Raw genomic sequence first — 14,631 nt, forward strand, 5'->3', positions numbered from 1 at the left:
GCTTAGATGTGCTAAGCATTCTTTGTTTATTCAATACTTTGACATTTAGGAGCAAAGCAAGGTGGTCAATACAGTTGAAGAGGTTGCATCAAAGAAGAGCCTACTCTGGAGATTTAGGCAAATATTGGTCAGTCTATATCTTCTAACTCTTTTCATTATGCTTCCTGTTATTGGCGTTTGGACAAATACAGAAGTCCATGCTGCTGCGAATAAAGAGCTTGGCTTAATGGTTGATATGGTTAAGTCTCTTAGAACTTTTATTGCAGAGGATGTTCGTCCACCTTTACTAGAAAAGCAGATTTTTCATCCTCCAGCTGTATCTTCAACAGTTGCGACTAAAAAGGTATCAGGTCATTTCTTAAAAGTGCAGCCTGACTACTATATTAAAGTAGCTTCAGATAATCCCTTAAACCCAGATAACTTACCACAGCCTCTAGAAGATGAACTTTTAGAAACCTTTCGTAAGGATCGAGATTTAAAAGACTTAATTCGGGAAGGTCAAATTGAAGGAAAAAACTATCTTGTTTCATCTAGACCTTCTGTGAGTAAAGATTCTTGCTTAAAATGCCATGGCACAGCTTCAACCGCCCCAAAAGAAATCACAGATTTATATAAAGCGGGTACCGGCTTTGGTTATACCTCGGGGCAAGTCGTTGGTGCTAGCGTTGTGGGAGTACCGCTACAAGACGTTAAGTCTCTAGTTTTCCAACGTAGCTTGATTGCCTTTGTTGTCTTAACTGCAATGTTCTCAGGCATTTTTATCTTGATGGATCAGTTGATTCAACGCTTTATTATCAAGCCTGTTACTCATATCTCTCGTCTGGCTCGAGAAGTGAGCGGTGGCGTCCTAGAACAAGAAATTAGATCTAATCGAACGGATGAGATTGGAGAGTTGGCCAAGGCAGTTGAACTAATGCGCCGGAGTCTAGTTTCTGCAACCAATCGATTAAGAAAGAAAAAAGACTAATTGATTATCCTCGACGGTTACTTCACTAGCAATATTGGCTGAATTCTTGGTCAACATTGAGCTTCAGCTAACTTTGTAGGAAACGATAGCTCAGCAAATCTCAAAAAATACGGCTTCCGCAATGGAATAGATGGGCACCTCTACAAGTTAGAGGTGCCTTTTCTCAATTAGATGTGCATACTTTCTGGCCGTAGTAAAGCATAAAGCCCACTTTAAACCGTATACACAAAATAATTTACAGTCCTATTAACACGGTAGTATCCTTGAATGGCCTAACCTGGAAGCTTCGTAGCTCATTCACCTTGGTGGGGCAACTCGTCATCCATCTGGACTAAGGATGAAAATTAATTGCCCAACCTGTAAAAGCCTTTTGTACATACCAGACGATAAACAGTCGTTACGCAAATGCTCAGTGCTATGTTCTCATTGCCATTCAACCTATCTTGTCTCTGCAGGGACCGTGGTTGCATCTTGGCTAGGGTATAGCAATCATCATCGGGTTATCTATAACGCTCGAATTCATCTACAGACTGGTTCTATCAAAACGGTTGAACTGGCAAAGCTAGTCGGGATTGGTGCACCGATTGTTTTACTGACTCCCCTAAAAGGAGTAGGTAGACTCAATCCTATTTTATTGATTGAAACGAATGCTGAAAGCACTCTGCTTCTGGTTCATCCTCGCCAGAAAATCCGCAAGTTTCAGTTACAAGGAGCAATCGGGACTGGGATATTAATCTTCTCACTGGGTATAGTGTTGCAAGGAACGATTAGTGCGATTGCTGGTGCTGCAATTGTAAGCAGTCTTGTCGTAGCAATAACGGTCAAAAAGATCTATCGAGGAGAAGAAAAAAATCTTAAGCTTCGTGATCGATTACTCTTAGTGCAGCAGCTGCTTAGACGGAGTGATGATTGGGGTCAACGTTTTTGTCAGTTACATACAGAGTTCTCAAGTCTATATCGTGTCACTCAGCAGTTACAGCCTTATGGTGAGAATCAGGTGTTTGAGATAAATTCACTGTCAAAGTATCCAAGAGAACGCCACTACTTTGAGAACAGATATCACAGCTTGAGTGAGCTTATCGAGTGCTATTTACTTGCCAAAAGTCTTGTTGACACTAGTGTTCCAGAAATTCAATCTACTGCAGAAGTACCTCTTGATCTAAATGAGAAACTTTTAGAGTTCTCTCAAAAAATTGAGTATTTAGAACAAAAATACAGAGTCAATAGTTAATCGATAATTGGAGAGTGTTTAGACTTTTGTGTAAGCAGTAGCGTATTCAATAATTGAATCGTGTGGGAATAGAATGGAAAAATGTGACAATGCAGCCTTCCAATTTGCTATGGGTCTTGTCCATCTTTTCGAGTAAAGGTCAGATCCCCCCACTCATCGACCAATCAAATCGAGCACGCAGTAGCTCAACGACAAATTCATTGCTCTGAAAATGCTACCCATGTTTACAATAGAACCAGAGAAATTCTAATGTTGAGACCTTTGCCCATGCTAGTGAAGTCCACTACTCGTCACATCCATATTTACACTGCCCAAGTGGAAAATAACGAGCTGATTCCCAGTGAAAGTGTCTTAACTCTAGATGTTGACCCCGATAACGAGCTGGTTTGGAGTGAAGATGCCCTCCAGCGAGTGTATGCCAAGTTTGACGAACTCGTTGAAACCTTTTCAGGTGAAGATTTAACAGACTACAACCTCCGTCGTATCGGCTCAGATTTAGAACATTATGTGCGATCCCTCTTGCAAAAAGGCATTGTCGGTTATAACCTCAGCAGCCGTGTGCGTAACTTTAGTATGGGCCTGCCCCAGGTAATCGCATCAGAATCCAAGTAGAGGGTGGCGGTTTATCAAGACCACATTCAACTCACTACCCAAGAACATGGCAATATACAGGATCTAATGGATTAAGTTCATCAGGCGATCCGGATTCAGGTATTCAAGTGGGCATGGTGAATGTATTCAATGTCGACAGTACGGGGGGATCGGTGTCATAGAATTTGAGCCGGATCTCAAACAAGACTTACCAGCTCTTCTGAATCGCCCCCTGATTGATATTGGCCTTTGCCCCCAGGATCATTTTCTCGCTTCATTTCTCATATCTAAGCCGTGAATCCGCCCAGGGGATTAAAGTTATGTGCCGACTGACTGGCCGTGAGCGCCGCCTGGGAGAAGAGCTGAAAAGCCTTCCGAATCTCATGATGGGAATTGCCCGGCGTCAAGATCCATTGTTCACGCACCCCCATCTCTCGAAACACCCGTTTAAAGTCCGTCTGTCCATCATCGATGCCCATTGCTGCAATAATATGGTCTTCCGTGCGCAGCATATCCTCGACCATTATCTTGACCTCCCGGACAGAACGCCGAGAATGGGCATCCGCTCCATCCGTAATAATCAGAGATACCGTCCGCACCGGCACCCCATTATCGATAAAAGCTTGGGCCTTCGCTAGAACCGTAGCCAGTAACACCAGAGTTTGGTCATAGAGCGGCGTTCCCAGATTCGGATCATAATTGTGTTGATCCATCCGCATCGCTTGGTCAACAGAACAGTAGGGATAGAGCACCGCCCCATTGAGATAGCGGTTGTGAACAAGAATATGGTCTTTCTGTGGGGACATGGCCAACGTATCCAGCACCGTATTATGTCCAGCCCGGACCACCGCCCCATGGCCGGCAAACCGAATCGAACCCGAATCATCCGGCATGATTGTCACCAGCACCACCTCACTAGCCATCACATCATCGACTGGCGTTCCCAGGCCAGCCTGGATCTGTGCCCCCAATATCGACAATATTGAGGGCCTGCATCGACGCCTGTGAGAGTACCCCCATCCGCTTGGGCTGATTGGAATAGTGCATTTAGATTCGGAACTTGAGACATAACATTCTCCTTAAAAAGTGAGGTGTATAGAGAGGAAGTGATTGACGCATTATTGAGAAAAGCCAGCAGACCCAGCAGACGCTGATCGAGCCATGGTTTAATCCGTCTAAGGATTGATGCCAGGCCAACCTGCGATCTCATCCGTAGAACGCACCAAATGCATACCCGCTTGTTGAAACCGTAGAAACGCCTCATTGGCCTGCTCCGTAAAATCGACCACCCCTGGCACCACCACCGGCGAAGAACAATCTTCCAGCAAGTAAATTTTCTTCGCCAAGTCCGGGTCATGGGCTTGAATTTCCGTGAGCAAGTCATCGATAGTCCAGGCGACACAGTGACTCTTGGCCTGCCCAGCAATAATCACCGCATCAAAATCCAACAGCTTTTGGATAAACCGGATATTCTTTTGGGCAATCGGCCGTCCCTTCGGATCATCGAGAACCTCCGGTCGGAGTACCGAGTAATTTTCTGTCAGAGGATTACCCCCCTTGATTTCAAAATTGGTCTGACTATGGCGAGCTAGATTATGGAAAAAGCAGGCCTCCTCCACCGCCGCCACCAGGGCATGGCCAATGCCAACATCGAGTGATAGGGCCAAATAGTCAGGGGATATTTCCCCTTCTGGGAAAGGCGTTGGACATAGTGGCGGGCAAAATTCTGCAGAGCCATATAATTGCCCAGACTATAGGCCATTGCCGGATTCACCTTCCAGACCCCCTGTTCCACCTCTGCCAAAGAAATCATCGTCAGGGGCGTGGGAGACTCGCCGCGATCATTCAGCCAAAAATCAGCATGGAAGATCTGCATCGCCGTATGAGTATCCATCGTCGGTGCAATTTCCGTAATCGTCCCCAAATTGCGGTAGATAAACTCGCAAAGTCGGCGATTATCCTCCACTGCCCCCATTCCAGACGGTCCTCCCACAAACAGCTCAAACTCGGGAATACAAAACGTATTTTGGACATCAATTGCCATCAGACAAATCCGCATTTTATCCTTCGCTGCTGGCTGTACCCCCTGTTGGCTTGCCCAGTCCCGGGCCTGTTGGACTCTGTCCTGGTAAGGGACCCGCCACACCTCCCCCACCCGTTGAGGGTCAAAGAAATTAGGAATGGGTAACTGAGTGAACATCATTTTAAAATCTCCTACAACTGCAATAACTGAATGGTTTGGGCCCCTACCGTATAGAGTCCCTGGGGAGCTGCCAATACCTGATAGCCCGTCTGCACAAACGGCTCCGTTTCCGGGAATTGTCGCTGCAGGATCAATCGCCCTTGATCTACCTGCACCCGAGCAATGCCCTCATCCGTCGCCACCAGCAGGGCATCTTCCACCGCCCAATGGGGACAAATGGGCGATCTCCCTGCCGTCCATTCCCCCACATCGGCCTGAGCCACCACCTGACCCGTCGGTGCGATTACCCAACATTGCTGTTGAAGTACCCCTTGGTCCTGGATCGTCACGAAGAGCCATCCCAAAGATTGACTAAACGTGCAGTTGGCCGCCACTATCGTCCCCGCTCCCATGGACAACGACAGCCGATCATTTATCCCTGAGCGCTGGACATCGAAGACGAAAGCCCCGTTCAGCCGTCCGGCTCGATAAAAACCCAGTCCAAACCGAGGTCCCACCCAAAATTGGGTTTGTCCGGCCAATACCTCCCCCACCACTGCGTGGTCCCGCATCAACTGTCCTTGACTCAACCAATAACAATGCCGATTATTCACCGCAACCTGGGGCCGACCTTGATAGCAATCCACCGAGATCCGCTCCGTATCTGCCGATAATCTCACCACCTGACCCTGCTGTGCGATCCAAGTAGTTTGACCCTGTAGATACCAGTCGGACTCAGGACTGAGATCGCCCGTGAGCATCACCGCTCCGTCTTCCCGCTTAAACTGCCCCTCCTCCCAGACCAACCACTGCAGATGCCCTGCTGTCAACGTAGCCGCCAAGATCACCCCATTCGTTTGTAAGACCGTCGTGACCTTAACCTGTCCCTGCTGAACGGGTGGAGCAACCCCTATAGATTGCACACAGCTGGGACAAGCAGATCGAGCATGTTCAACCCCACAGGACGGACAGGTTTGCCAGCGCAAATTTTCCAATAGCGATCGCGGAAATGCTCCCCGCCAATCCTGTTCAAACACCCGCTGAAAATGATCTAACAATGTTTCCGGTAAGCGATCGCACGGTAAAGCCGGCTTCGGATAGCGTACCTGGGGATGAAACACCGTTATCCGATGTAAGGGGCGAGCTGCCGCAGGCAATCTCTGAGCTGGATCAGACGGTCTATAAACACCACCATAAGGATTAACAAACAGCAGTGCCTGCATCAGCATTACCGTAAAGGCGTACCAATCTGACTCCCAGGAATAGGGTCGACATAAAATAGGCTGTGTTCCCTGCGGATCACACAGTAGTGGATCGACAAAGCGGGCTGTAAACACCGAACAGGGAAATGAACCAAACTGGAATGAATCGGCATCAATCAGAAATGCCTGGGTGCCCTGCACTAAAATATTTAGGTCATTAAAATCCCCAATCACCACATCTGCAACATGCAGCTTGGCCACTGTCTCGTGCAGATCCAGAAATAGATTGACCACCACCTGTGTGTCTATCGTCTGCCGAACCTGGCGATGGTCTCCGACCCGCCGTCTGCGATGGTCCCCGACCCTCCTTCGGAGATCGCAATACCGTAACAGCACCTCCGCATTCGCCACCAGCGGCATCGTATAGCCTAAAATTCGCCGTCCGCCTTGATTCATCACCAATCCCTGTGGGGCAATCACCCGCTCAGGTAACGACTGGGGAAACTGCCGCAGCTTTTGCTGATGCAGCGCCAACCGCTCCCGTGCACCCTGCTGAGCCTCAGCCATGCCCACAAAATCAGGATGACTGGGAGGCTTAAAGAGCTTCACCGCCGTGGTTCGATTGAGGCGATACACATCCGCTTCTCCCCCCTTCCCAATGGCTTGCTTAGGGCGTAGGCGAACTCGTTTTTGATTGATATAAACGTCCATAGAAATTTAGAAGTAGCATGAGCTTCGTATCGCAATACCAAGTGACGATACGATCTTGTAAAATACGGTATTGCCCTAAAACCTCTTCACAGAAAAGAGATTGAGCTTTCTTTTGCTAGCGCACCTAAAATAAATCCGTATTGCAATACCGTATTGCTTTAAACTTGTTTGATCTCAAAAGTCTGTATAAACGTCGTGGCCACCTGCTGTAAGTCTGCATCGAGCCGTTTCCAAGTCTCCTGGGCAATCCTTTCTGGTACCCCCACCATAAAACCCTTGAGCAATACCACCTGCAATACAGGCTTGGGTATCACTATCACCTCCAAGCGATACGGCATTGCGAATCGCATCTTCAAAATCTGTAGATTCTAGAAATGCCGTGATCGCCTGGGGTACCGACCCCTGACAGGAGCTATCAAACTGATACTGGGGTCGAATCTCTTCCAGGCTCAAACTCAAGTCATAGCCAAAGGTTGCTTCGATATAGGCTTTAATCTCCGCCTTAGACTGCCCCTGTCGCCCTAGGTAAATGGCTGCCGCAGTTGCCTGTGCTCCCTTAATCCCTTCTGGGTGATCATGGGTGACGGCTGCACTTCGCTCCGCTTCTCGCAATACCGTCTCTAAATCATCAAAGGCAAATCCAACAGCACTGACCCGCATGGCTGAACCATTCCCCCCCAACTGTGATACGGTTCCAAGCTGTCTGATGCCCCCCCCCCATTCTCGAAAGGTTCTGCCATAGCCAGCTTTGGGATAGCGCCGATAATAGTCCTTGATGGAATGGACATACTCCTTCTGATGGAGAATGGCATCAGCAACTGCGATGGCCGAAGGCCGGTCGGGGACCATCGTAAGTACCGTATCGTCTGTAAATTTCGATTTCTTACTAAATAATTCAAACTCTTTCCGTTTCATTCGTCGCCAATGGGGCTCAAAAACTGACCCAATCATGTCACCTGCGATCGCACCTAGCATCACTGCCTCCTTCTTCCGTCTCTTTCCGTCTAATACTGATTAATGTAGTGTCGTCCGGTAATAAACCTGGAATCTTCCGTACCTGCTGAGCATCCCAGTCCGGCTGTATCACCTCTCGATTGATTTGATCGAGCCGTCGTCGCACCTGATCAGGATTCTGGAAATAGCGATCGCAATGCCAGAACTGATTCAGTGGTCCCACAGGTTCCAACTTTCCAGGGAGATACTCTTCCGCTACGTTCATTAAGTCCCCTACCCCATCGCTTCCAATCAGCACAGACTGCACCTGCTCAGTAGGTTGTTGAGCATAAATCTGGAGTTGAAATGGATCGGGGCCTTTCTCGGCTTCCCATAGCAAGCTGTATGCCAAATAGGGCGGGGCATTATTGGCAAATGGACCAATCTGATGAAACTGCTCATTGATAGCAAATACCCCATCCCCTAGACCAAAAATCCAGGTTGTTTCTGAGGTCACTAAACACCCAATCAGGGTGAATAAGAAGTAATCCAACAGCCCTTGTGCATCCGCTCCTAACTGCTCCTGCAAAGTCTGCATCTCCTCTAATAGGCGCTTTCTCAATGCCTGCCAAAACAGCTCATCTTCTGTTCGTTCCTCTGCCACTAATTGAGCAAGAGTGTTCACCGTTAACTGAGCACCTAACTGCGCTCCAAATTCACTTTTAGGTCGACTTCCGCACCCATCACATACCACTGCAATGGTTGCTTGATCTCGTGTAAGAATGCCCCAAGCATCCTGATTGTTCTGACTGACTCGTCGATGCTTCTGGCCCAAAATAGATCCAGCCGCGACTTCAAAATGCTGTTGCATTGCTCTATAGTGTAAAAGTAACACTAACTTGACTGAATCTATCATAGTGTCACTTTTACACGATGTCAAGATTGACCCTACCCTATGCCCTATACCTATGACTATCCGCGCCCTAGCCTTACCGTTGACTGCGTGGTGTTTGGCCTAGATGAACAGATTGATCTCAAAGTCTTACTCATTCAGCGCCAGATTCCTCCCTTCCAGCATCAGTGGGCACTGCCTGGCGGCTTTGTGCAGATGGATGAATCTTTAGAAGAAGCGGCTCGCCGGGAACTACAGGAAGAAACGGGTGTTCAAGGCATCTTTCTAGAGCAGCTCTATACCTTTGGTGATTTGGGTCGAGATCCGCGCGATCGCATCATCTCCGTTACCTACTACGCTTTAATCAACCTAATTGAATATCCCTTACAGGCCGCTACTGATGCTGAAGATGCAGCTTGGTATTCCCTTGGAAATTTACCATCCCTAGCCTTCGATCATGCTCAAATCTTGAAACAGGCTATCCACCGCTTGCAGGGCAAAGTTCGTTATGAACCGATTGGTTTTGAATTACTGCCGCAAAAATTTACGCTCACCCAAATCCAGCATCTCTATGAAACGGTTTTGGGTCATCCTTTAGATAAACGTAACTTCCGTAAGAAATTTCTAAAAATGGATCTCTTAATCTCTCTGGATGAGCGACAAATTGGAGTTGCCCATCGTGCTGCTAGGCTCTATCAGTTCGACCAAAGCAAATATGAGCTATTGAAGCAACAAGGATTTAACTTTGAAGTTTGAGATTAAAGCCTTTGAAAAAAAAGCTGTGTAGTAGTCGATATATCTTGTACTCACGGTTCGCCCATTTTTGAAATGACCTTTACTCGAAAAGTGGACATTCCCGAAGAGTCGATAACCAAGGAGAATGTTCACATGACACAAAAACCCCGTCGAACCTTTACGGTCGAACAGAAAGCTGAGGCCGTCAAAATTGGGTAGTTAGGTGAGATTATCTCAGCCCCCTATTCTTGAGAAGCTATATAAACCGGTGCTCTGAGGATCTGAGCTTCGGTCCAAATGTGTTCAGTTAATCCAACTGCCATGGCAGGAGTTCTCTGTTGAAAGCGCTTTTTACCCTCGGTTACTTCTAGAGGAGTTCGTAAACTGCGATGCACTCTCACCCAGTTGTAAACTGTAGCACTCCACCAAGCAACGGCCTGACGAGTATTACTGCGATGAGCGAAAGCAAGTGAGCGTCTGACTTGATGAGCATTCATCCGTCGTGCAGTGCCATTGAAACGCTCCACAGTTGAGGTGTTGGGAATGTTGTACCCTATTTCATCTAGCGCTTGATTGATCCGTTGCCAGCTCCCATGAGCTTTGCTCACCTCTACGGCTTCTAACTTTTGTCCCTGACGATGCTTGATGACTTGGACGTGGGCAAGGGTTCGAGGAATCCGATACTTGGGGTTGGGAGGTCGACCCATCGTGCTTTGACGGGGGGGGAGGTAAGACACCCCGAAGATGACCGGAAAGAGAGTGCGATAACTCGCTTCTCCATCGGTCATCAGCACCAGGTCTTGGGGGGTGAGCTAGTCGTCTGTGACTGCCTTGCATCAGCCTTTCTATCAGGTCTGTGTTACGGGGACCAACTGCCACGTGGACAATGAATTTACTGGCGGCATCAATGGATGCCGCATCCCAACACTGCTGCTTTTTGCTGGTGACGTATCCATGACGTTCGTCCATCTCTAGTATGTCGATATCCAGTTGCTGAGCTTCCTGCTCATGAAAGTTCTGGGCATGCTGACCAAACTTGAGGGTCAAACGTTTCACCGTATCCGGATGGGTGTAGGTCAGACCAATTTGTGTTTTGGGATGTAATTTAGATAGGATCTAATCCTATGTTCATTCCATAAGTATATGAGTCGAGTTAGTACAGTTAAACCGCATCTAACAGTGGATGAGGTGAAAGACAAAATTGCCACGGCTCCGACTGCCCGCTGTCAGCAAAAATGGATGATTATTTATAACGCCCTGGTAGATCCTCGCCCAGCTATCGAAATAGCCACGCATACTGCAACTAGTCTTCGAACGGTCCATCAGGTGATTTCCGCTTACAATCGCCTAGGAGCAGCAGCAATTGCTCCTAGGGCTAAACGGAAGAAGAATCCCGGTGCTTATCTGAGTATTGAGGAAGAGATTGAATTTTTAGAATCGTTTATTGAACGTGCTCAACAAGGTCATTTAACAACGGTTCAAGAGATCCAAACGGCCTTTGAGACTAAAGTGGAGACGTCAGTGGCACCCAGTACTATCTATCGTTTGCTAGACCGACACGGATGGCGCAAACTCATGCCTCGTCCCTCCCATCCCAATGGGAACAAAGCGGCACGAGAGGCTTTTAAAAAAACTTTCGGGGGCTGGTCCAAACCGCTGTAGCAGATCGCTCAGCCGAAGACCAACGTCCCATTGTGATCATGGCAGCAGACGAAGGGCGCTTTGGTCGTCTAGGACAAGTAAGAACACGACTTGGCAAAGTTTCCCATTGAGGCCATCAATTTATGTCGCTAATGGTGTTAGTTGCGTCATGCTTGTTTCAGGTTTGTAGCGTAATGAGCAACGTCAACAATGCTTCCTTTTGTCGGCATCCCCAACACGATTAAGCAGGGCATGAGCGCTTACCGCGACTTATTTCCTCGACAAGCCGGATTTGAGCATGTGAGCCGATACCTCAGTGGCTTACTACTCAGTGAGAACAAAACATTGCAAGGGATTCACAGTCAGTTTGTCTCGACAACCGAGCAGCCCCTTTCAGGTCGTCGAGCAATGCACGCCGGGGTGTTTGAATCGCCATGGGAGCAGGAGGCATTGATGGTGCGCCACCGTCTACAGGTATCACAGCATTATGCCCCCAGAGCACGTGTAGTGATTAGCCTAGATTGGACACTGGGACATCACGAACGGAGCAAACAGATTTTTGGGGTCAAACGTCAGTACGATTATGTTGATAATTGCATGAGCTGTTATCAGACGATTCTGACCGCAGTGGCGGCAAATCGAGTGCGACAAGATGGGATAGGCGTCGCCGTGCAAGCGGCCCAGTGGGAAGCCGCAGAACTGGAGTATCTGAAGATGACCCGTCAAGGCGAGTATGAAACTATCGCAGCGGCGATGGAGCGATTGAGTGAGTTGGTGGCCTACCAGCATAATCGTGACGCCTATCAAACGCGAACGGAACTGCTGAGTGCCATGATTGAGCAAATTGAAGGGGAAGGGCAGTTTCCGACAGCGGATTATGCTTTTGATGCAGGCGTATGCGCAGCGGACTTAACGACCGTCATTGAAGGATTCGGCAAGCATTGGGTGAGTGAGCTGGCGTGTAATCGTTCCGTGCTTTGGTTCAACCAATGGACTCGCATTGACGCAGTGGCTCAACAACTTCGTAGCACCTCTGGCCAGTCGTTTCGGCACTACCGCATTCATCAACGCAATGGCGAAGTGAAGGAGATTTGGGCCTTTAGCAAAGTCGTACGCCTCAAAAAAAATCGGACGCAAACGGATTGTCATTGTTCATGAAACGGAGGATTTGAATGATACCCCTCGCTTTTTTAGTGACTGACGCGCTGCACTGGGATGTCTCGCGCATTGCCATCACCTGGAGCTATCGCTGGCCCTGTGAAGTTTTTCATGAGTTTACCAAAGGCATCTGTGGCCTGGAATCGGCTCAGCTACGCAACGAGGATGCGGTCAAACGCCACATCGCTTTAAGTTGTCTGGCGCAGTCGTTGCTCCAGGATGCGCCTGTCGCTGGGGGGAACATCTGAAAAATTTAGCTTTGCAAGTAAAACGCCAAGCATTGGCCAGAAGCTCTACGGATTGACTCGTGAGGTTTTGCATCCGCTCGTACAGTTTTGTCAATCACTCTTTGAACAAGGCCAATCTGTCGAGCAAGTTGTGGAGGTAATAATGCCAGCCTAGACCTAATTATCCCTCTATAAAAATAAAGAAGTTTGCCAAGTCGTGTAAGAAGAGCTTGGTGTGCGCCTGGAATTCGACCCGAAAGTGGGCAGCAGCTTGTCCGTGAATATCTCTATGGCTATGTTGCTGTTGCTCCTGCGTTAGGAAAGATGAGTGCTTTAGTCTTACCCTTTTCCAATACTCAGATGATGAACTTATTCCTAGCACAAGTGGCGGATGACTTTTCAGACTATTTTGTGGTGATGCAGGTCGATGGAGCGTCTTACCATACCGGAAAGAAGCTCGTCATTCCAGACAATATACGCTTGATTGTTCAGCCTCCTCGCAGTCCACAACTCAATGCTGTAGAGCATATCTGGGAGGAGGTGAAAGAAAAGCACTTCTATAATCAGGTTTTTGATTCTTTAGATGCGGTATCCGATACCTTGTGCAAGGGACTCAAAGAACTCATGGATTTACCCGATAGGCTGACTTCTATGACCAATTTTCCTCATATGAGAATTACGATTTAAAACGCAAATTGGTATCAGACGTGATGTTCCTTTGATAGACGTTCCTTCTGCAATTTGACGACCTACTTCTATTGCTCGAGATTCAGGGCTTTTTGTATTCCAAAAGGCAGTGTTCTTGCGTTCACTGAACTCTGCTCCACAGCTATGACAGCGCAGATACCGTATTCGATCTTGTCCGTAGACTTTACGTACTGTTAAATTCTCAAGGCCCGCTTGACCATAGCTTTCACAGTTAGAGTTCACGCAAGCTAGCTCTGAAAGTAATGGCCTTTTTTTCTCTTCCATGGGAGTATCTTGGCTCAATAACTCCCTTCAGCAATACCTTTTTCGAGCCTCCCTTAGCTAGAGGGGCTGAGATAATCTCACCTAACTACCTCTCTCTGCAGATGTGATCTCTGGATTGAACTAGATCCTGATATTCCTAGAGAAGACTATGCAATCGACAACCTCTGTCTACGTAATTGTCACTCAACTCTCTGGCTCAGTCCCATCCCTAGATTTAGCTCCTGGAGCTTCCCCAAGCAATCGTCGTCAAGATGCCGATTGCTTGGGGAAGCTGGGCAAGACCGTGAAGACGGCTCGACAGCGCGTTCGGCAGATAGGGAGGGTCTCGACTGGTCCCAACCATCCACTTGACGTTCTCGTAGAGCATGGAGCGTATAACGACTGGTATCACGGCAATCGGGCTTATGACGTTCTGAAGAAAGTTGGGCTGTGAGGGGTGCTTGCACCAGGTCCAAATAGTCTTGTGTGGTTGCGCCAAAATGAACAATTGCTGTACGATTTTGGTGGGCTTGTTTTTCAGTCATGGCTAATTCGCTACGCTCATAGTCACTGAAGTATAAGCTTTTTAGACTTTTGCCAGCTCAGACACCATTTCCTGATCTATCTGAGTATTGAATGGCCAACCCAGAAGCTAATAATGGTACATCTTGCTCTGCTCAATATTCCCATGTCGATATTGCCGGAATAGTATTGCTGTTTGTACACCTAATACACGTTTTCACACCTAAAATAATTTTCATGAGCACGACTTATTTTTTAGGCGTGTTAAGTTGTGGCAATCCTGTGTTGGTTTATATTTTTTAAAGGGGGGGTAAACTGCTTCTAAAACATAAGATTTTCTCAGTAAAGATCCATTTTGTATATCTTATTGAGAATATATATATAGAGTTCTACGCTTGTAAGTTATTTATAGAAAGAGTTTTAGGTGGCATGCTCTATAAGTATTTATTTGGTTTTATTGACATACAAATATGCATAGAGAGTTTAGGAAGATTGTTTTTTAGATGCTATTTCCTATAGTAAAGAGCACATTCTCTGCGATAAATCTAACTTTAGGTGCAATAAATAGGTGCAATAAGCAGGTATGGTAATTAATAGTATTTAATACTATTAATTACCATACCTGCTATTGCACCTATTTATGCACCTAAAGTTAGATTTATCAGAGAAATGTGCTCTTTACTATAGG

At 47.4% G+C, this 14,631-nt stretch carries 14 protein-coding genes and 2 pseudogenes; 9 read left to right on the forward strand and 7 right to left on the reverse strand.

Annotation, left to right across the window (positions count from 1 at the left end; translation table 11 throughout):
* Positions 1-61: 61 nt before the first annotated feature.
* The 3 genes from HRE53_RS26500 to HRE53_RS26510 all read left to right on the forward strand — a co-directional run bounded on the left by HRE53_RS26500 (position 62) and on the right by HRE53_RS26510 (position 2,810).
* Complete coding sequence (locus HRE53_RS26500; RefSeq protein ID WP_235108603.1) at positions 62-967, forward strand: DUF3365 domain-containing protein; 906 nt, start codon at positions 62-64, stop codon at positions 965-967.
* 460 nt (positions 968-1,427) lie between these two features.
* The gene (locus tag HRE53_RS26505; protein WP_235108604.1) at positions 1,428-2,198 is read left to right on the forward strand and encodes a hypothetical protein; all 771 of its coding nucleotides are present in this window, start codon (positions 1,428-1,430) and stop codon (positions 2,196-2,198) included.
* Positions 2,199-2,465: 267 nt separating this feature from the next.
* Positions 2,466-2,810 carry an NAD(P)H-quinone oxidoreductase subunit M gene (locus tag HRE53_RS26510; protein ID WP_212666262.1) on the forward strand — a complete coding sequence of 115 codons (345 nt, stop codon included), beginning with the start codon at positions 2,466-2,468 and terminating at the stop codon, positions 2,808-2,810.
* 266 nt (positions 2,811-3,076) lie between these two features.
* On the opposite strand, the pseudogene HRE53_RS26515 reads toward HRE53_RS26510, so the two are convergent.
* From HRE53_RS26515 to HRE53_RS26535, 5 genes and pseudogenes are all read right to left on the reverse strand, one after another.
* Positions 3,077-3,858 (reverse strand): annotated as a pseudogene (locus HRE53_RS26515) (hypothetical protein).
* A 106-nt stretch (positions 3,859-3,964) separates the two neighbouring features.
* Positions 3,965-4,989, reverse strand: a pseudogene (locus HRE53_RS26520) (isochorismatase).
* Positions 4,990-5,003: 14 nt separating this feature from the next.
* Positions 5,004-6,884, reverse strand: coding sequence for a hypothetical protein (locus HRE53_RS26525; RefSeq protein ID WP_235108606.1), 1,881 nt, complete (start codon positions 6,882-6,884; stop codon positions 5,004-5,006).
* A gap of 174 nt (positions 6,885-7,058) precedes the next feature.
* Positions 7,059-7,859 (reverse strand): ADP-ribosylglycohydrolase family protein, encoded by an 801-nt coding sequence (locus HRE53_RS26530; protein WP_235108607.1) that lies wholly within the window; start codon positions 7,857-7,859, stop codon positions 7,059-7,061.
* Positions 7,837-8,688, reverse strand: coding sequence for a protein phosphatase 2C domain-containing protein (locus HRE53_RS26535; protein WP_235108608.1), 852 nt, complete (start codon positions 8,686-8,688; stop codon positions 7,837-7,839). The genes HRE53_RS26530 and HRE53_RS26535 overlap by 23 nt, the downstream gene beginning before the upstream one ends.
* A gap of 84 nt (positions 8,689-8,772) precedes the next feature.
* On the opposite strand from HRE53_RS26535, the gene HRE53_RS26540 reads away from it, so the two are divergent.
* Together HRE53_RS26540 and HRE53_RS34620 are read left to right on the forward strand one after the other, a co-directional pair.
* Positions 8,773-9,465 carry an NrtR DNA-binding winged helix domain-containing protein gene (locus HRE53_RS26540; protein WP_235108609.1) on the forward strand — a complete coding sequence of 231 codons (693 nt, stop codon included), beginning with the start codon at positions 8,773-8,775 and terminating at the stop codon, positions 9,463-9,465.
* Between the two features lie 72 nt (positions 9,466-9,537).
* Entirely contained in the window at positions 9,538-9,663 is a 126-nt protein-coding gene (locus HRE53_RS34620; RefSeq protein ID WP_255801047.1) for a hypothetical protein, read from the forward strand.
* A 23-nt stretch (positions 9,664-9,686) separates the two neighbouring features.
* Here HRE53_RS34620 and HRE53_RS26545 read toward each other — a convergent pair whose 3' ends face one another.
* Positions 9,687-10,232, reverse strand: coding sequence for a transposase (locus HRE53_RS26545; RefSeq protein WP_235108610.1), 546 nt, complete (start codon positions 10,230-10,232; stop codon positions 9,687-9,689).
* Between the two features lie 355 nt (positions 10,233-10,587).
* Here HRE53_RS26545 and HRE53_RS26550 point away from each other — a divergent pair, with 355 nt between their 5' ends.
* From HRE53_RS26550 to HRE53_RS26565, 4 genes are all read left to right on the forward strand, one after another.
* Positions 10,588-11,106 carry a winged helix-turn-helix domain-containing protein gene (locus HRE53_RS26550; protein WP_212662770.1) on the forward strand — a complete coding sequence of 173 codons (519 nt, stop codon included), beginning with the start codon at positions 10,588-10,590 and terminating at the stop codon, positions 11,104-11,106.
* 189 nt (positions 11,107-11,295) lie between these two features.
* Positions 11,296-12,243, forward strand: coding sequence for a transposase (locus HRE53_RS26555; protein ID WP_235108014.1), 948 nt, complete (start codon positions 11,296-11,298; stop codon positions 12,241-12,243).
* A gap of 14 nt (positions 12,244-12,257) precedes the next feature.
* On the forward strand, positions 12,258-12,491 hold the full coding sequence (locus tag HRE53_RS26560) for a hypothetical protein (protein ID WP_235108558.1): 234 nt from the start codon (positions 12,258-12,260) through the stop codon (positions 12,489-12,491).
* A gap of 186 nt (positions 12,492-12,677) precedes the next feature.
* Positions 12,678-13,157 carry a transposase gene (locus tag HRE53_RS26565; protein ID WP_235108611.1) on the forward strand — a complete coding sequence of 160 codons (480 nt, stop codon included), beginning with the start codon at positions 12,678-12,680 and terminating at the stop codon, positions 13,155-13,157.
* A gap of 464 nt (positions 13,158-13,621) precedes the next feature.
* Here the strand turns inward: HRE53_RS26565 and HRE53_RS26570 are convergent, their stop codons facing one another.
* Positions 13,622-13,966, reverse strand: a complete 345-nt coding sequence (locus HRE53_RS26570) for a hypothetical protein (protein WP_235108612.1) — start codon at positions 13,964-13,966, stop codon at positions 13,622-13,624.
* Positions 13,967-14,631: the final 665 nt, after the last annotated feature.

Source organism: Acaryochloris sp. 'Moss Beach' (assembly GCF_021497025.1).
In the GTDB taxonomy this organism is placed as follows: Bacteria; Cyanobacteriota; Cyanobacteriia; order Thermosynechococcales; family Thermosynechococcaceae; genus Acaryochloris; species Acaryochloris marina_A.